This is a genomic window from Nocardia abscessus, assembly GCF_015477775.1.
GTDB classification, from domain to species: domain Bacteria; phylum Actinomycetota; class Actinomycetes; order Mycobacteriales; family Mycobacteriaceae; genus Nocardia; species Nocardia abscessus_A.
The window spans coordinates 27,743-44,854 of sequence record NZ_JADLQO010000022.1 but is presented as its reverse complement, the minus strand read 5'-3'; the positions used below and the strand labels follow the sequence as shown (position 1 = coordinate 44,854).

17 protein-coding genes are annotated in these 17,112 nt (G+C 65.4%); 11 read left to right on the top strand and 6 right to left on the bottom strand.

Annotated elements, in window-relative coordinates; genetic code table 11:
- Positions 1-430 precede the first annotated feature (430 nt).
- Positions 431-739, top strand: a complete 309-nt coding sequence (locus IU450_RS35795) for an EthD domain-containing protein (protein ID WP_195154141.1) — start codon at positions 431-433, stop codon at positions 737-739.
- A 511-nt stretch (positions 740-1,250) separates the two neighbouring features.
- Here IU450_RS35795 and IU450_RS35790 read toward each other — a convergent pair.
- Positions 1,251-2,501, bottom strand: a complete 1,251-nt coding sequence (locus tag IU450_RS35790) for a lipase family protein (RefSeq protein WP_195154140.1) — start codon at positions 2,499-2,501, stop codon at positions 1,251-1,253.
- A gap of 254 nt (positions 2,502-2,755) precedes the next feature.
- On the opposite strand from IU450_RS35790, the gene IU450_RS35785 reads away from it, so the two are divergent.
- Both IU450_RS35785 and IU450_RS35780 read left to right on the top strand, forming a co-directional pair.
- Entirely contained in the window at positions 2,756-2,935 is a 180-nt protein-coding gene (locus IU450_RS35785; protein ID WP_195154139.1) for a hypothetical protein, read from the top strand.
- Between the two features lie 210 nt (positions 2,936-3,145).
- Positions 3,146-4,009 (top strand): TIGR03619 family F420-dependent LLM class oxidoreductase, encoded by an 864-nt coding sequence (locus IU450_RS35780; RefSeq protein WP_195154138.1) that lies wholly within the window; start codon positions 3,146-3,148, stop codon positions 4,007-4,009.
- A 340-nt stretch (positions 4,010-4,349) separates the two neighbouring features.
- Here the strand turns inward: IU450_RS35780 and IU450_RS35775 are convergent, their stop codons facing one another.
- Positions 4,350-4,772, bottom strand: coding sequence for a hypothetical protein (locus tag IU450_RS35775; protein ID WP_195154137.1), 423 nt, complete (start codon positions 4,770-4,772; stop codon positions 4,350-4,352).
- Between the two features lie 458 nt (positions 4,773-5,230).
- Between IU450_RS35775 and IU450_RS35770 the strand changes: the two genes are divergently transcribed.
- On the top strand, positions 5,231-6,115 hold the full coding sequence (locus IU450_RS35770; RefSeq protein ID WP_195154136.1) for a hypothetical protein: 885 nt from the start codon (positions 5,231-5,233) through the stop codon (positions 6,113-6,115).
- A 1,143-nt stretch (positions 6,116-7,258) separates the two neighbouring features.
- On the opposite strand, the gene IU450_RS35765 is transcribed toward IU450_RS35770, so the two are convergent.
- A complete protein-coding gene (locus tag IU450_RS35765; protein WP_195154135.1) occupies positions 7,259-7,525 on the bottom strand; it encodes a hypothetical protein in 267 nt (88 codons plus the stop codon).
- A gap of 610 nt (positions 7,526-8,135) precedes the next feature.
- Here IU450_RS35765 and IU450_RS35760 point away from each other — a divergent pair.
- Positions 8,136-9,452: an alpha/beta hydrolase family protein gene (locus IU450_RS35760; RefSeq protein ID WP_195154134.1), complete on the top strand. Its 1,317-nt coding sequence runs from the start codon at positions 8,136-8,138 to the stop codon at positions 9,450-9,452.
- Positions 9,453-9,616: 164 nt separating this feature from the next.
- On the opposite strand, the gene IU450_RS35755 is transcribed toward IU450_RS35760, so the two are convergent.
- A complete protein-coding gene (locus IU450_RS35755) occupies positions 9,617-10,201 on the bottom strand; it encodes a TetR/AcrR family transcriptional regulator (protein ID WP_195154133.1) in 585 nt (194 codons plus the stop codon).
- Positions 10,202-10,469: 268 nt separating this feature from the next.
- Between IU450_RS35755 and IU450_RS35750 the strand changes: the two genes are divergently transcribed.
- From IU450_RS35750 to IU450_RS35740, 6 genes are all read left to right on the top strand, one after another.
- Positions 10,470-11,420 carry a cyclase family protein gene (locus IU450_RS35750; RefSeq protein WP_324197950.1) on the top strand — a complete coding sequence of 317 codons (951 nt, stop codon included), beginning with the start codon at positions 10,470-10,472 and terminating at the stop codon, positions 11,418-11,420.
- Positions 11,417-12,367 (top strand): AMP-binding protein, encoded by a 951-nt coding sequence (locus IU450_RS35745; RefSeq protein ID WP_267470671.1) that lies wholly within the window; start codon positions 11,417-11,419, stop codon positions 12,365-12,367. Before IU450_RS35750 ends, IU450_RS35745 begins: the two co-directional genes overlap by 4 nt.
- Positions 12,364-12,870, top strand: coding sequence for an AMP-binding protein (locus tag IU450_RS40735; RefSeq protein ID WP_267470670.1), 507 nt, complete (start codon positions 12,364-12,366; stop codon positions 12,868-12,870). Before IU450_RS35745 ends, IU450_RS40735 begins: the two co-directional genes overlap by 4 nt.
- A 129-nt stretch (positions 12,871-12,999) precedes the next feature.
- Positions 13,000-13,380, top strand: coding sequence for an AMP-binding enzyme (locus tag IU450_RS40335; protein WP_324197949.1), 381 nt, complete (start codon positions 13,000-13,002; stop codon positions 13,378-13,380).
- A gap of 264 nt (positions 13,381-13,644) precedes the next feature.
- Complete coding sequence (locus IU450_RS41115; RefSeq protein WP_324197948.1) at positions 13,645-14,127, top strand: SRPBCC family protein; 483 nt, start codon at positions 13,645-13,647, stop codon at positions 14,125-14,127.
- A 631-nt stretch (positions 14,128-14,758) separates the two neighbouring features.
- Positions 14,759-14,914, top strand: coding sequence for a hypothetical protein (locus tag IU450_RS35740; RefSeq protein WP_195154132.1), 156 nt, complete (start codon positions 14,759-14,761; stop codon positions 14,912-14,914).
- A gap of 415 nt (positions 14,915-15,329) precedes the next feature.
- On the opposite strand, the gene IU450_RS35735 is transcribed toward IU450_RS35740, so the two are convergent.
- Both IU450_RS35735 and IU450_RS35730 read right to left on the bottom strand, forming a co-directional pair.
- The gene (locus IU450_RS35735; protein WP_195154175.1) at positions 15,330-16,214 is read right to left on the bottom strand and encodes an AraC family transcriptional regulator; all 885 of its coding nucleotides are present in this window, start codon (positions 16,212-16,214) and stop codon (positions 15,330-15,332) included.
- Between the two features lie 109 nt (positions 16,215-16,323).
- A complete protein-coding gene (locus IU450_RS35730) occupies positions 16,324-17,076 on the bottom strand; it encodes an SDR family oxidoreductase (RefSeq protein WP_195154131.1) in 753 nt (250 codons plus the stop codon).
- Positions 17,077-17,112 lie beyond the last annotated feature (36 nt).

Sequence of the window (17,112 nt, the reverse complement as noted above, 5' to 3'; positions counted from 1 at the left end):
AAACCGGTTCCACGAGCTCCACCGGTTACGACGGCCGTGTGCCCGCGAGCATCTCCGCCGCATGCAACCTCCTGATGATGAAATAGTCAGATGTGACTCCAGCATCATGTGAGTGACTACTGATAGCCTCATCACACTTGATCAAGTAACTCAAGTGGAAGGGATGCGGGATGGCCAAGGTCTGCTGAGCGAGCCTTTGGAGATCGGACCCATGCGTGTCGAGGGTCGCCTCTACAAGTCGGCGACGAGTGAAACCCGCGCCACTGCGGACGGGTTCGTAACCGATGACCTACTGGCCTTCTACGAGCCGATGGCTGAGGGCCGCGACGCCGATGATTGTCACCGGCAACCTCTATGTCTCGCTCCAGGGCAAATCGGCGGGTAGGCAAGCGGGGATCGATGACGACGACAAGATCCCGGGCCTACGCGAGTGGAACTGGCTGAACCACCACGGGCCCTTCGCCACCGAGCAAGTCAAAACGCTCGGCGCTACCGCTACGTCCAGAGTCACACCAAGGATTCCACGATCAACCTGCTCCTCGCCACGCAACACGGCACCGGCGAGTCCTTCGACGGCATCACCGAAGTCTGGTTCCCCTCGGAACAAGCGCTCGTCATCGCGAGCGCCACACCCGCCGGGATACAAGCCAACCAAGCGCTGGCCCAGGACGAGAGGAACTTCATCGACCTGCCACGATCCTCCTTCTTCATGACCAAGGAGTTCGTGCTACTCGGTTGAAAGCCGATGGCGAGCAGCGGTCCTGCAGAGCCACCCACCCGCTTCCGGCGACCGTCCACCGCCTGTCGTGGCACTCGGACATTCGTCTGTTCTTGCGGGGGCATGCACGATGTTCAACTCGCCGTCTGGCTGGTCCATCTCGTGTAGGTGGATGCTCAGGTGTAGCGGCTGACGTCGACGACCGCTACACCGCTTCCCTCTCGGGCCCGGCGTCGGCGGCGACCGGCGGGCGAAGCGCGGGGCGCATGCGGCAGGTGCACGGGAGTTGGTGCAGAAGGTGTTCCAACCTACTGTTCGCGTGGTCAGTGCGCGTATGTATGCCGGAGCGGGAGTGGAGGTCGACCAGGCGTGGCGGCCGACTGCCGAGATCGACGCTGGACCTCGTCGACTGATCTGTTGTCGCCGAGCTGCCCGCCGGAGTCGACCGCCACGTCCTGCGCCGTTGGAGCGCCTTCGCGCTGTACCGGATTGAAGCTCGCGTGCCACCGAGTGCGGGGCCCGGGGCACCAGTTCATGCGGCGGTGGGGTCGAACTCGGCGGTGACGCGGTCCACGAGTTTCTTGGCTTCGGGGCTGTCGTGGTCGGTCGGCAGCTCCACGGGCTGTCCGTCGATCGGGACGGTTACCGGCCGACGGTTCGCCAGTACCTTCCTGACCTTCCCGTCACCGTCGCCGAGCGGTACACCGGCCGAGGCCAGGAGGCGGCCCATCACGGTGTCGGCGCCGACCGGCGGGAGGGCTACGACGCCCTGCGGCCACTGGACGCCTTTGATTTCGAAGAACGCATGGTAGCCGCCTATGTGCTGGTACCCGACCTGTTGCAAGTACAATTCGCCTGGCGTCGAGCCTTGCGTTTGATTTATCTCATTGTCGAACGTGCCTTGGAACACGCCGCTGGTGGGGGCGAAGTGTGCATATTGGCCTGATACGGACGCCTGTATCTCGAGCAGGTCGAACACAACCTTCATATCATCGGGAGCAGGCTGGTTGTTCTTGGAGTAGAGAGCCTTGGCGCCATCGATGTCGGGCGGGTTCCACATGTGCGGGACGATGTCGAGGTCGTTGGCGTAGCGCTGCACTCGTTGCAGGCGTTGGGTGGTGTAGTTGACGAATTCCTGATTGCAGAAACTCGGTCCGGCGGTCGAGAGCACGTTGATCCTGGCTTTCTCGGAATTGTCCCATAGCCACTGGGTGTCGCGCAGGAACAGGGCCAGCGTGGGTGACAGGGCACCGCCGAGGCTGTGGCCGGTGACGGTCAGGTCGATCGCCTTGTCGCCGAGCGTGCTCAAGAACTCGGGCAACGTGTGACCGGCACCGGGACGGGGGCCGGAGGGTTTGAGGCTTATGAGGGTTTTCACCCCGATGGCCGTGCCGATCGTGTGCAAGGCGGCGCTATTCGCGAACCACGGCGTCTGGAGAATGAAGGAGTCCTCGACGAGCCAGTCGAACACCAGTGCGTCACTGCTGCCGGCCATGGCGATCACGTACCGGGAGCGATCCTCGATGCTTCGCACCATGTACAGGGCGTTGACCGCGTACAAGTCGGTGTCGAACAACGCGACTCCGGGACCCCAGACGATCTCCCACCCTCCGATGACCTCCTGGTTGGTGTCGAGATACTGCTGGATCTTCTGATAGAGCGTCCCCTCCAGGTCGCTGTCTTCTTTGCTGATGCTGTTGACCAGATTCGCGTACTCGCACAGCTGGTATGTGATCTTGTCTTGCAGCGTCGGCTCATTGATCGTGGTGGATTGTGCGGTCATGTATCGCTCCTTACCGTATGAGTTTCATCCGAAACAGAGAGGAGAAAGCGGTGACGCGAATTCACACGCCGCGTCCGCATCGGGGACAGATCATCCTGGACCGGTAGCTGTGGATACGAGTCCAGAAGGAGCGTACGAACAATTGATCGAGTTGCGCTTCACACCTTTCGGATGAAACACGGAGCACCGCCCGGTAGGTCCCGCGTGGCCACCCGGAAACTGCCGGGGCTCTACAACGGCATGATGTCGGCGGCTTGCTCGCTTGGGCTGTCCGGCCCACAGTCGCATTCGTCCCGACCGATCCGGCCCTGATCGCCGGCTACGCCGAGGCCGGCGTGCAGCGCCTGCTTTTCGGCCTGCCGACCCTCCCGGAACCGGAAACACTGTGCACCCTTGATGAATTCGCGAAGATAGCCGACCACTACGTGGCCTGAAGTTCTGCACACGGCTGCGGCTCGGCTCGAGATCGGCAACGACGATCCCACCGCGTCAGGGCTTGCCTTGACGTCGGCGGCAAGGTCTACCGTTCGACGCTGGTGCGGTGATGAGGTCGCGGGTACGACGACGCGACCTCACATGACCGCTCCGCTCCCGTCCGATCTCTACCGATGGTTCCGCGCCCACGCGCATGCAAAGGAATATCTGTGAAATTCGCGATCAGCTACAGCACGCCGTTCAACGGAACCGATCCCGACCGGCTCGTCACGTTTGCCCAGCATGCCGAGGCGTGCGGTTTCGAGGCCCTGTATCTGCAGGACCACATCGCGCTGTATCCCGGCGCGTCGTACGGTGCCGGAGAACTGCCTCCGGCGTCGCCCTACTTCGATCCCCTGGACTGCCTGAGCTTCGTCGCCGCGGTCACGCAAAGGCTGCTGCTCGGCACCGGCGTCCTGCTGCTGCCGTACCGCCATCCGGTGGTGCTCGCCAAACGCCTGGCCACCGTCGATGTCCTGTCCAAAGGACGCATGCGGCTGCTCACCGTCGGACTCGGCACCCTGCCGGGCGAGGCGCAGGCGGTGGGAGTGGATTTCCACACCCGCGGTCGCCGCGCCGACGAGGCGATCGACGTGCTGCGATTGCTGTGGTCGGGCGGTCCCGACGGCGTCGACCATCACGGTGAGTTCTACGCCTTCGACAAGCTCTGCAGCTATCCCAAACCGCACGGGACAACGGAACTTCCGATCCACGTGGGCGGGTCCAGCCGAGCTGCCGCCCGCCGCGCGGGTCGACGGGGCGACGGCTACTTCGCGGGTGGAATGCTCGACGACGCCGAGCGCGAACTGCAAATCGAGCTGGCACGTAAGACTGCTGCGGAAGCGGGCCGCGACCCGGCCGCCCTGGAGTACACCCGCTGGGGCCCGTCCGATCTGTCGGTCGAGCAGGTCCAGCAGCTCGAAGAACAGGGGGTGACCCGGATCCTCGTCAACCTGGCCCCGGGAACCGCCGACGAGCAGCACGACCGAATGTCGGAGTTCGCAGAACGATTCGATCTCACTAATCGACACTAGCGACGCGGCTATGGAGGCGAACCGGCCCGCGACGCGGCCGGGGCTCCTCCCAGAGCCGACATCGCTTCGCGAGACCAACTCTCAGTACAACCTCACCCGGCAGCAGGGATCTCGCCCGCGGAGACTGCAGGTCCTCGTCGACGGCCCCCGCGCTGCCGTGGAAGAACAGATCGAGGTCGAGGGCGATCGGACTGCCGAAGGGCACGGGCTCCGGATCGGCCGGTGCCACCGCAATGCTCAGCGGCCGTGTTGTCGTTCGGCCGGGGTCGGGTTCCCGTGAGAGGACCGTCCGTCGTGTCGAGATTGCCGGGTGGAAGGTAGATCTCGTACCAGGTGTCGTTCATTCGCGCCCTTCGGTCGCGGTGCCGCCGTCGGCGCGGGCCGCGAGCTCGGAAACCAGGGCGGCGACTTTGGGGTCGCCGGATGCGATGGCCCGTTCCATCCAAACCTGCCCCTCCTCGTCCTGTCCGTTGCGGCGCAGGGCGACCGCGAGACTGAACATCGCCATGGGCTCTCCGGTCGCGGCGATAATGCGTAGTACGCGCTCCAGCCCGTCGGGATCGTGCGAGTGGCCCTGCAGCAACAGGCCGACGTATCTTCCGGCGGTATCGGCCCACTGCCGATCGAGATCGGCTTGCAGGGCCGCGAGATCTATCGACCGGACCGATGATGGGCGCGAGGGCGAATCCGTCTGCCGCGGGGGGCGATCGCTGCGGTCCAGCAGGTGGCGCAGGCGCCGCCAGGGGTTGAAGAATGTGGACACTGGACGCTGTCCTTTGCTCGATTGCCCCGGGGGCTACGTGGTTTCGTGGTGGCAGATGTTCATTCTGGGTGCGGTCGTCCGGGAAGTCGAGCCGATAATTTTCGCCCGTCGGGCCGGGCGGCGGTGGATCGGTCAGATGGCACCCGAGCGGTCGCGGCTCGAGCGCGCGTTCACGCTACGACCACTGGTTGCGCGGGTCGGTGACGGCCGTTACTGGGGGCTCCGGTGCGGCGCAGTGCGGCGTATTTTGCGTTACTTGCCGCGACGGAATCGGCCCATCGTGTGGCTGCGGCGATATTCGATCCGGTCAATCGGGAGACGATGGCAGCTGGCTCGGTCGGCGAGGTGAGCGTCATCGCGCGACAGGCGCGGTCGATCCTCGGACGGCTACAGCAGCCCGACGGAGCTGACGCCAGAGACAGATCTGCCCTACAGGCGTGGCTCACTAGGCTGGCTGGGTGGAGTTCACAACGGATTTCGAGCGTGGGGGGTGGCTGCTGGCGCGCGTCGGCGAACACGGGGTCGGCGGCGTCGCTGGTACCGGCTTTGAGGCTTATGCGCGGATCCTGCACCCGGTCGAGGCGACCCGCCGCGACGTCACGGTCACCGACGAGTGGGGCAATCCCGAGATCGTGGACGAGGCGATGTGGCCGTGGGCCGAGGTCGCCGTGCGCAACGGCAGAGTGATGCATCCGCTGGTGCAGTGGCGCAACCTTACCGACGATGAGGACGAGGCGGCGATGTCGTTCGACGACGGCTGGAAAGTCGGCCAGACCGTCGAGGGGTGGTTCGACCCATGCCTGCTGGCCGCGCTCACTGTCCACCTCCGCGCAGCCACCGAGGCACCGGAAGAGGTGACGGCTGGAGTTTGGAATGGATTCGGCGAGCTGAACACATCCTCGGGTGCGGTGTTCGTCGCGTCCACCGACGGCGATCCGCAGAACCTCGAGCGCGAGCGAGCTCGAATCGACGCCGAGCTGGCTGCCTCTGTCGCGCCGCAGGTCAGACGGGCGGTCGAGGCAGGGCCTTTCCTGCAGTGGCCGGGACGCGACTTCATGTTGTTCGACACCAGTCTCTCCGAACTCGCCGACCCCAGCTGGGTGCATGCGGCGGGCTTGGGATGGACGACCGATTTCCCCGGAGTGACGCCCCAGCTGCTCTGGCCCGCCGACCACGCATGGGTCGTGGCCAGCGAGATCGACTTCGACTCCACGATCGTCGCCGGCTCACGGACTCTGATCGACGCGGTTCTGGCCGACGATCGTTTCGAGGCCTTCGAGATCACCGAGAAATCGGATCTGACCTGGGACGGTGACACAATCAACCCCGCGCCGAAGGGCTGAGATGTCGGTGAGAGCTCGACCAGGGCGTGCAACCGAGGTCCGACGATCTCACGAACAGGGCGGCAGTGCTCATGGAGTCGGCGGCCGCACGCCTCGAGACGCTCAGTAGTCCGCGCGAGGAGCAGTGATCGGACGGCGACCGATGATTGCACCCACGCCCGCGGTCCACTTGCCGAGCACACGACCTCCGCGCGCCCAGCCGGGGGCCGGAACGTGTCGATGAGCCGGAATATTCTGTTGCGCAGGGGGATCCTGCATACCTCGGACTGGCATATCGGGTTCCAGATGCGCCGCGTGCCCCTGCTGGCTGCCCAACAGCTGATACCCGTCGAGGAGATCCCCGCGATCGTCGAGACGGGGCCTTGGGTGGGTATGAGGTCGACGACCACGGCACCCGCCGCCAACTGTGGCGCACCCCGGCCCAGACCAGCGCTGTACTGCTCGGGCAAATGCCCTGTCCGGGCCCACCGCACGCGCAATCTGTCGTCGGCACCAACCTGACCCCTCCACCAACTACGGCGGCAACCAGTGCCGCTGATTTTCAAGCCGACGTGACAGTCCATGTCGAGGGGCTGACCAGATGGTCTTCCAGCTCCGCTCGAGCAGGACCACAGCTTTGGGTTGCCGCGGCTGCCGAGCATGTTGCCGGACCCCGACTACGCACTTGAACTTCTCCGATCAGCGGAGCCCACACGACCACTTTCAAGGCCACGGTCGGCTCGAACGGGGTCGGATGATGCTCATCGTCGCGGTCCCAACAGGGGTTCTTCCCGTCCTGGAGACGTCGACGACGGCGGGACCCGGAGGTAAAAGCGTCGTGGGTTGCGCTCGACTACGTTTGGCCAGCCAGCCGCTTCCAATTTCGCTACCGGACCATCGCGCACGTCGGCCGCCGACGCCTTCGCGGGCACCGGTCGAGGGTCCTGGTGGCTGTTTTTCAATCTGTCGGTTGCTTTTCCCGTAGGCAGCATTATTACTGCCGAGCGCTGGAGATGATCACAGTCCGAACACCCTGTTCGCCGTAGCCATGACCCAAGGTGGGGCTGCGTTCGGTGCGGTCGCGGCGGCGGCGACAGTCGCCAGATAAGTCGACAGTCACCCTTTTCTGCGGCTGGACACCCCCTCTGTCGTGGTGCGGGGGATTTATTCAGTGAGGCCGAAGGCGAGTTGTTGGGCGACGGTGGTGGTGATGACCAGGTCGTCCCAGGTGGAGGCTTCGTATCGGTCCGCTCGGATTGCGTCGTCCAGGAGTCCGGCCGCGAGAACACCGGCGCGGAGCAGGGACGGGAACTGGACGTGTCGGATCGCGGCCGGGTGGAATTTGCCCTTGTCACGTTCGGTCGCGAACAGTTGTGCGACGGCCTTACCGGTGGACAGTGCGCCGACCAGTGCGTGTGCGGCCAGCAGCATCTCGGTTCGTTTCCGAGTGCGTCCGGGCGACAGGCCGGCTATCGTGCCGGTCTCTCGATAGGCCTCGGACGCGGCATGTGTTCGGAGTTGCGAGGGGGGTGTGCAGCGAATTCCGGTCGACATCGCGGCCCGGTTGCGCGCCGAGACGATGCACGGCCGACGCAGCAGTTCGCGGGCGGGGCAGGTCAGGTGCGTGCGGTACGCACCGCCACAGCTACAACTTAACGCAAGACTCTTGCGTTATCTAACGTGGGGTCGTAGCGTCGTGCTAACGCAGTGTTATTGCGTTAGGTGCACGGGTCTCGAAGGAACCGCAATGTCGTATCCATGGCCGCTGGACGCAGCGGAGCTGTTCGGGACTGATGATCGGCTGGCTTCCAACTCACCCTGGGCGGCCTCGCGTCCGGTTCGGCTCGTGAACCACGCCGGCATCGCTCGAGCCTCAACCAATTCCAAACGTCGGCGCCGCAGAATCCGGCAGCGAACGCTCCCCCGTCGATGCCACCGCTGTTCGATGCCGCGGCGGGTCATCGATACCGGCTGCGCGCTTCGATTGCTGGTCATGCGACGCCACCCCGGCTACCTCGACGCACCCCGAAAGGATCCACCGATGAATCGCGCGTCTCGGCTGGCGACGAAACTTTTCATCAGCACCGCGGCCTTCGTTCACGTCACCGAACGCCTGTCCACACCGATCGGTACCCGGTTCTTTTTGCCCGCGCTGTTCGTGGACCGGTTCTCGAATATGGGTGCGATCGACAAACTCGAGTTCACCCGTCAACTCGACCGGTGCCGTTCCTTCACCGACGAGGCCTGGTCCGGGTACTGGAACGACCTCGCCGAGCCCCACATCGCCACCGCCGACGCGGCCCTCGAACGCCTCGGCGGCCCGTCGGTGCGCGAGCTGCTCGACGACACCAATCACACCGCGATCGAGCACCTGGGCAAGCTCCTCGCCCCCGCGGTATCGATTCTGTCCGAGCGCGGTGGGCAACCGAATCCCGATCTGGTCGAGCGGTTCATCGTCGAACATCCCGCCCACGCCGATGCCGCCACCGCGGTCGACGCGCTGATCAAGACGACGGTCTATACCTTCGCCGCGTCTTGGCCCGGGTGGACACCGCACCGGCTGCAGGCCTACGCCGTGTCCCGGCGGCTGACCCATGTGCTGCTGCTCGCACTGGCCCCGGCGATGGACCTGGTCATCGAAGCCGTCGAGATCCCCGCCGGAAACGAAACCGTGCGCGGCTACACCCTCTTCCCGCCCGGGACCCACCGTGTGCCGACCGTGTTGGTCACCAACGGTATCGAGGGCACGATCGCCGAACTGCTGTTTCCCAGCCTCGCTCACCGTCCGGCCGGGCTGGGCGTGTTCGCCATGGAGATGCCCGGCACCTACGACTACACCCAACCGATGTCGCCGGCCTCTGAAGCGATCTACCACTACGTCATCGACTATCTCGCCGAGCATCCCCGCGTCGAGCCCACCAGCATCGGCATGTTCGGGCTCAGTTTCGGCGCTTATTGGTCTACCCGCATGGCCGCCACCGATGCTCGGCTACGCGCGGTGGTCTCCAACGGCGCACCCGCGGAGAAGACCTGGGCGCTGACCGGCTCGATCGGCGTTCCCGAAATCATGGCCTGGACCCTGGCCAACGCCGTGGCGGCCACCGGCACCTTCGACTTGCTGCGCCGGTTGTCGAGCTTGACCGTTCGTGAACTGTGTCCCCAGATCAGCATTCCGTTGCTGGTCATCAACGGCGACTCCGACACACTGGTGCGCACTCAGGACTCCATCGACATCGCCACGCTTGCACCCCGCGGACTGCTCAAGCTCTACCCGGGCGACGACCACTGCGCGATGAGCCACTTCGATGAGTGGCTGGGCATGTCGATGCGGTGGGTGCACACCCAACTGACCACCTGACCCTCCCACCTCTCCCCGGTATCGGCGGCCTGAAGCGGCTGCCGATACCGGAGCGTCGCGGCCAGCCGTTGAGACGGCCGGTTCAGCTGCGGCCAGGCGAAGCGTGAGGCGCGAACGGGTGGGTGACCCGTTCGCTGACACGGTGAGCGAGCGCTCCTGGTTGTCTACAGGCTGATTCCGTGGAGCAGTTGGTCGACCACACGCATGAGGAACGGCTCATCGACGGGCTGGCGGGTCAGTAGCGCCCGGAAATGCACCGGGGCGACCAGCGCTTCCAAAGCCGTTGCCGCGTCGACGGTTTCGGGGAGTTCACCGCGAGCGACGCCGCGGTCGATCATGACCCGGGCCTGGTCGAACCGGGACTGCCAGAACTGTATGCGGTTGCTCGTCAGCCCCGAATCGTCCTCGGCGACGGCCATGGCGCGCGCCAGCGCGATCCCGAGCGGACCCGCCTGATACGCCGCGATCGAGCGGGCGAAGTCGATCAGATCCTCGCGCACCGTCCCGGTGTCGGGTATCGGCAACTGCTGGGAGCTGTAGCTGAGCAACGCGTCGAGGATCAGGTGTTCGCGGGTGCCCCAGCGCCGGTAGATCGAGGTTTCGTGCACTCCGGCGATCCGGGCGACCTCCGGGATGCTCACCGCGTCGGGGCCGTTCTCGGCGGCCAGTTGCAGTGTGGCGTCCAGTACCGCTTGGCGGACCCGGGCCGAGCGGCCACCGGTTCTGCGGCGGACCTCTGACTCGCTCATTCCACACATTTTAACGCAAAGAGCTTGCGATAATTCGCCGCCTGGCTGTACGGTCATTAACGCAAGGTTATTGCGTTAACTTGCGGATCGTGCAAAGGAGCCACGATGTCCTATCAGTGGCCGCTGGACGCCGACGGACCCCCGAACCAGCGGCCGCGTGGTGGGCCGGGCTCTCGGGATGCGAGCTGCTCGGCCGAGACATCCACGCCGCCGTGATCCGTGACGACGACGTCCTCGTCCCCCGGCACTCCGCACCAAAGGAAACCGCGTGACCGATTCTGTACTCGATGACTACATCGCCCGCTTCAGCCGCTGGGGCAAATGGGGCGCAGACGACCAGCTCGGCGCGATGAACCTCGTCGGCCCCGACCAGGTGCGCGCCGCGGCCGCGTTGGTCCGCGACGGCCAGGTGATCTCGCTGTCGCTGCCCTACGACCAGGCCGGGCCCCAGCCCGGGGGGATGCGGCCCAACCCGCAACTGGTGACCACCGCGACCGGCACCGACCACCTCGCCGGAGTGCAGGAGAAGCTTTTGTCCGCGTTGGGCCCGACCGGCGGGTTCGGGTTCTCCGACGACATGATCGTCATGCCCACCCAGTGCGGCACTCAATGGGATGCGCTGTCGCACATCTTCCACAACGGCAAGATGTGGAACGGTTACAGCGCCGCCGAACACACCTCCCGCGGTGCGGTCCGCAACGGCATCCAGCACTGGCGCGACCGCCTGGTGTTACGAGCGGTCTTGGTCGATCTGCCCGTGCTACGCGGCGTCGCCAGCCTGGACCCCGGCTACGCCATCACCGTCGACGACCTCGAGGACGCCCTCGTCGCGCAGGGCTCCACCGTGGCGCCCGGTGACGCTCTGATCGTGCGGACCGGTTTCCTGGGTGCGCGCCGCGGGAACTGGGGCGACTACGCCGGCGGTGCGGCGCCGGGGCTTTCGCTGCACACCGCACCGTGGCTGTTCGAGCAGGAGATCGCCGCGCTGGCCACCGACACCTGGGGTGTGGAGGTGCGCCCCAACGAGATCGAGGCGTTCCAACCGTTGCATCTGGTCGCACTCGTGCACATGGGTTTGGCGATGGGGGAGATGTTCGACCTGGACGTGTTGTCGGCGGCGTGCGCGGCCGACGGCCGGTATGAGTTCATGCTCGCCGCGTCCCCGCTGCCGATCACCGGTGCGGTCGGCTCCCCGGTGGGGGCGGTGGCGATCCGATGACCACACCCACCCCAGCGGTGTTGTGGGAGCCCCACGACACCACCGGCACCGAAATCGCCCGCTACGTGGCCTGGTTGCGCACCGGCGGGCACCTCGACGGGCCCGTGGACTACGCCCGGTTGTGGAAGTGGTCGGTGGCCGACCCTGATCGTTTCTGGTCCACGATCTGGGAGTTCTTCGACATCAAGGCCGACGGTGACCCGCACCCGGCGCTCGCCGGTACCTCGATGCCCGGCGCGAGATGGTTCCCGAACGTCGCGCTGAACTACGCCGAGCACGCCTTGACCCACGACCGGCCCGACATGGCGCCTGCGGTGATCGCGCACAACCAAACCGATCCCGAGCCCACCGAGATCACCTACGGGCAGTTGCGTGAGCGGGTCGCGCGCGCCCGCGCCGGCCTACTCGACCTCGGGGTGCGGCGCGGAGACCGTGTCGCGGCCTACCTGCCCAACATTCCCGAAACCGTGGTCGCGTTTCTGGCCGCGGCCAGCATCGGAGCCGTCTGGTCCTCGTGCCCGCCGGAGTTCGGTACGACCGCGGTGATCGACCGGTTCGGTCAGATCGCACCGACGGTGCTGCTCGTGGTCGACGGCTACACCTTCGGCGACAGGACCATCGACCTGCGCGCCGAACACGCCGCCCTGCGTGCCGGGTTGGCATCGGTGACCACGACCGTGCTGGTGTCGTCGGTGTTCGAGGAAACGACACCGGTGGACATGCTGTCGTGGGGCGAACTGCTCGGTCATCCCGGCGAGCTGAGTTTCGATCGGGTTCCTTTCGATCACCCGCTGTATGTGCTGTATTCCTCGGGCACCACCGGGCTGCCCAAACCGATCGTGCACGGCCACGGCGGGATGCTGTTGACCACCTCAAAGACGGCGCCCTGCACTTGGACGTCAAAGCCGACGATCGACTGTTCTGGTACACCACCACCGGGTGGATGATGTGGAACACCGCGGTCTCCGGGCTGCTGCCGGGTGCTACGATCGTGCTGTTCGACGGCAACCCCACCTACCCCGACCTGGCCACCCTGTGGCGCCTGGCCGCCCACGATCAGATCACCCATTTCGGTGTCAACGCCGCATTCCTCATGGGATGTCGCACCTTTCAGGTCCACCCCCGTGATCACGGTGACCTCGCAGCGCTGAGGTTCGTCGGGTCCACCGGCTCACCACTTCCTCCCGACGGCTACCGCTGGGTCTACGACGAACTCGACCCACGAGTGCTGCTCGGATCGGTCAGCGGCGGCACCGATGTGTGCTCGATCCTGGCCGGCTGCTGCCCGATGACTCCGGTGTGGTCCGGTGAAATGTCCTGCCGCGCACTAGGAGTGCCCGTCGACTCATTCGATCCCGACGGCAAACCTATCGTCGGGGTCGACGGCGAACTGGTCATCACCGGCCCCATCCCCGCGATGCCGGTAGCCCTCTACAACGACACCGACTGATCCCGATACCGGTCGACCTGGTTCGACAACTACCCCGGCATCTGGCGCCAAGGCGACTGGATCACCATCACCGACCGCGGCTCGGCGATCATCAGCGGACGCTCCGATGCCACCCTCAACCGCGGCGGAGTGCGCCTGGGCACCGCCGAGTTCTACACCACCCTCGGCGCGCTACCCGAGATCAACGACAGCCTCGTCGTGCACCTCGACGATCCCACCACCGGGCACGGGCAACTGATCTTGTTCCTGGTTCCCGCGAACCCGGGTCAACCCGCCGACGAATTGGCCGCGTTGGCGGCGAAGACGTTGCGCGCCAAGCTTTCCCCCCGTCATGTGCCCGACCGCACCATCATCGCCCCCGAGATCCCCTACACCCGCACCGGCAAGAAGCTCGAGGTGCCGGTCAAACGATTACTCCAGGGCGCGGACCCCGACACCATCACCAGCCCCGGCGCCCTGGCCAACCCCGGCAGTCTCGCGTTCTTCCACGCCTCCCTGCTGACCCAGTGAGGCATGGACATGACACGCACGCATCACCACCTGCTGCTGGTGATCAACGGCGACACCCGACACCCCCGGTCAGCACCCAGCCACTCGATCGATCTCGCCACCACGCCCCCAACGCCGCGCTCGAGCACTACCGCGGCGATGACCACTGCGCGATGGACCATGTCGAGCAACGGATCGAACAATCCATCCACGTCCTCGCCCTGCACATTTCCGCACCCCACGACCACCACAGCCAGGCCAGCCTAGGGGGCGAAGTCACACGGTATGCGCACCTGCACCGACATCCACTCCATCATCGACGCCTCACCCGCCCGGGTGATGGACGCCCTCGTCGCAGTCGAACGACTCCCAGAATGGTCGCCCTCCTACAGCAACGTCCGCATCGCCGACTATGACGAATTCGGCCGCCCCCACCAAGTCTTCGTCCACGCCGAACTGCTCGGCAACACCGACCTACAGATCCTGGAATACGGATGGAGCCATAACCGCTGCCACTGGGTGGTCGCCGACAGCACCCCGGCGGGTCGAAGCAAACGGGTGGTTCGAACTCGAACCCGAGTTCGCCAGCACACACCTCTGGTACCACATCGATCTGTCCCTACCCATCCCACTGCCCGGATTCCTGATCAACCGAACCATGCGACGCTCCAACGAAACCGTGGTCCAACTTCATCGCCTTCGCCCGGACATTCCACCCACCGCATCCGCAGTCGCCCCGGCACCCCGCCGGTGAGAGACCGCGAATGATCGCCACGCCAAACGACCACCCACCGCGACGAACCGCAACCTGAACGCTGGAACCTGTGAAGGTGATGCCGACCCCAGCAACCGCGGCGAGCCCATCGGATTGCCGGAACGCACGAAGCAGCGCACGCGGTCCCAGAACATCGACACCACACCGCGGAAGTTCCTCGACAACTCGCGCTTCACCGCGACGTCGTCACCATGTCGGCCGGCACGCCACCACCAACGTCCACGCTCAATACAGCTAGTGCCTCGCCCGGAAAGGTCGACACGGTAATGCCTGGGGATAGCGATCAGCCATGACCGCCAATGGATGGTTCCCACCCGAAGGTGAGGTCCACGTGCGAATCCGGCTGGCCGGCGTCGTCTTCGACTACACGGCCACCACGACCGCAGTACGCAACCTGATCCACGATTGGAGACGAACCCACTGGTGCACAATCGAATTCACACGCGGCAACGTCGAGGACTGTCGGCCGCTGACGCGCCTGCCGCGCGAACGACTTTTCCTCGGACCCTGACCAGCAGCGCTATGGCCAACCAGGGGTCGAAGTGTGGGTGCCCGAGCTCGGCGGACGCTTCGACCCGCGCAACGTCACGCACTCGGTGATGATGAGTATGCTCGGCGGGCTCAGTGAGTCCCAACGCCGGCATGTTCAGCAACGCACCCGCGCCAGTATGGACCCTCAAGTCCTCGACGAAGGCCGACACCAAGGCGGGCGCCCGCCCTACGCATGTGGTGGTCGACGGCCCGCCGCACCGAACCCCCACCGCGCATCCGACGGATTGAAGCTGCGGATCCTCTCACTCGACGTGAGTACCGCCCCGGTTGGTGCAACGGATCTTCCGTGACCACCTCGCTGGCCGCGGCGAAAAGGCGATCGCCATGGCTCTGAACCGGGAGGGTGTGCCGTGTCCGTCAGCGCATCGGCCGGAGCAGAAAGGCTCACCGCGCTCGCCCGCGACTACATCAGGCCGATCATCACCGACTAGTTCGAACGTCTGTCAGCGATCGCGCACCTGGCGAACAGGTCAGCGGGTTCTTGTATGCACGGCATCCGTGCCGGGTGCGCGCTCGGCTCAGTGGCCGCAGGAACGGCCGGTTGCCCGTGCCAGCTGACCAGTGAGCCGGGTCAGCGGGTCGAGTACGGTTCGAATGAATACTTCGGATCGAGGGGTCGGGAGGCAGGGTTCGGCGCCCCGTGTCACCAGGACCGTGCGAACTTCCTTGGTGAGTTCCCGGTATGTCGTGTGAAAGCGTTGGTGAATGCGGTTGCCGATTGATATCCGACGCGACGCGCTACCTCGGTCATCGACAGCTTCTCGGCGCGGAGCATGTCCATCGCGGCCGCCATGCGCCAATGGATCAGGTATTGCATCGGCGGCATTTCCACTGCGCGGCTGAATCTTTCCGCGAAGACCGCACGCGAGACGTTCGCCTCCCGCGCAAGACGCTCGACAGTCCAGCCGTATGCGAGGTCGGCGTGCATTGCCCGTAAGGCCGGAGCCAGCGCGGGATCCGACAGTCCCGCGATCAATCCGCGTTCCACACCCGGCGTCGGTGCGGTATGCAGTCGCATCGCCTCGACCAACAGCACTTCGACGAGCCGTTCGAGGATCAAGTCGTTGGGCGTCTGCGAGTCTGCCTCGTCAGCGATGAGCTCGACGATCCGGTGCAGTCGCGTTGCTTTCGGCTCGTTTCGGCGGACCAGGACGACACGCGGCAACAGTGGCGTCAGAAGGGACGCATTCGCGGGCTCGAATCGGAAGTACCCGCCGAGCATGCTCATCGTGGCGGCGCCTTCACCGTTGCCATGGCGCGTTTCCCGAGCGTTCGGCTCGAGTGGCGCGGTGGTCGGTTCGATATCGTGTCCGCTGGAGAGGACGAACCCTGGCATATCAGGAAGAAGTAGAAAATCGCCACGCTGGAGTTCGATAGCTTCGAGCCCGTCGAGCCAGAGCAGGCATGCGCCTTCGAGCATCAGGCAGAAAGCCGGATCTGCGTACCGAGGCTTGCGCACACTCCACTCGCCGGCTCCGCTGACGATTTTCGATGAGACCGTCGTGGGACGCAGCAGAGAAATCAGCATCTCTAACGGACCCAGGCGCTCGGCAGGGGACGGCTGCACATGCTCCGGACGGCGTAGCTGCACACAGTCAAGATATCCAAGGCCCGCCGTCCCCGCGTCGCGATGCGCTTTACGCGAACTGGGCCAGCGCCACCGCGTCTTCTCCCGCCGGAAACCTCAACTGGTCAGAGGTGTCGTTCGCGGCCCGTAGTACGACCTCCGCGACGTCTTCCGCGGTGGTGATCGCGCCGGGCCGGCCGAAGCCAGCAAGGATGGGATCCGCGAACGGCGCATAGGCATCGGGGATCATCCCCGCCATACGGCGACTCCCGTTCGCGGTGAACTGCGTCGACGGACCGTATCCGGGCTCCACCAGTTTGACCCGGACACCGAAGTAGTCGAGTTCCAACGCCAGCGATCCGGTGAATCCTTCGATGGCCATTTTGCTCGCGGTATAGACCGCGGCGAGCGGCATCGCGGTCAGCGTCACGCTGGAGGTCACGTTCACCACCACACCCGCCCGCCGCTCGCGCATCTGGGGCACGACCGCCTGTGTCATCGCCATCACGCCGAAGGTGTTGGTATCGAACAATTCTCGCGTGACCGACATCGGTGTTGCCTCGAACGCCCCGATCGCGCCGATACCCGCGTTGTTAACCAGCACATCGATGGGTCCGCTGGCTGCCACCGCGGCATCGATACTCGCGGTGTTCGTCACATCAAGTGGCAGAACCGTCATTCGGTCGACCGCCGGCAGCACGCCCGCACGCGGTGTGCGCATCGTAGCGATGACATTCCAGCCCTCGCGGTGGAACCGCTGCGCCGTCGCAAGCCCATAGCCCGAGGAGCACCCGGTGATGAGCACTGTCTTCTCTGTCTTCATACGCCAAAGCTATGGTCGCCTGGCCCTGACCTGCAA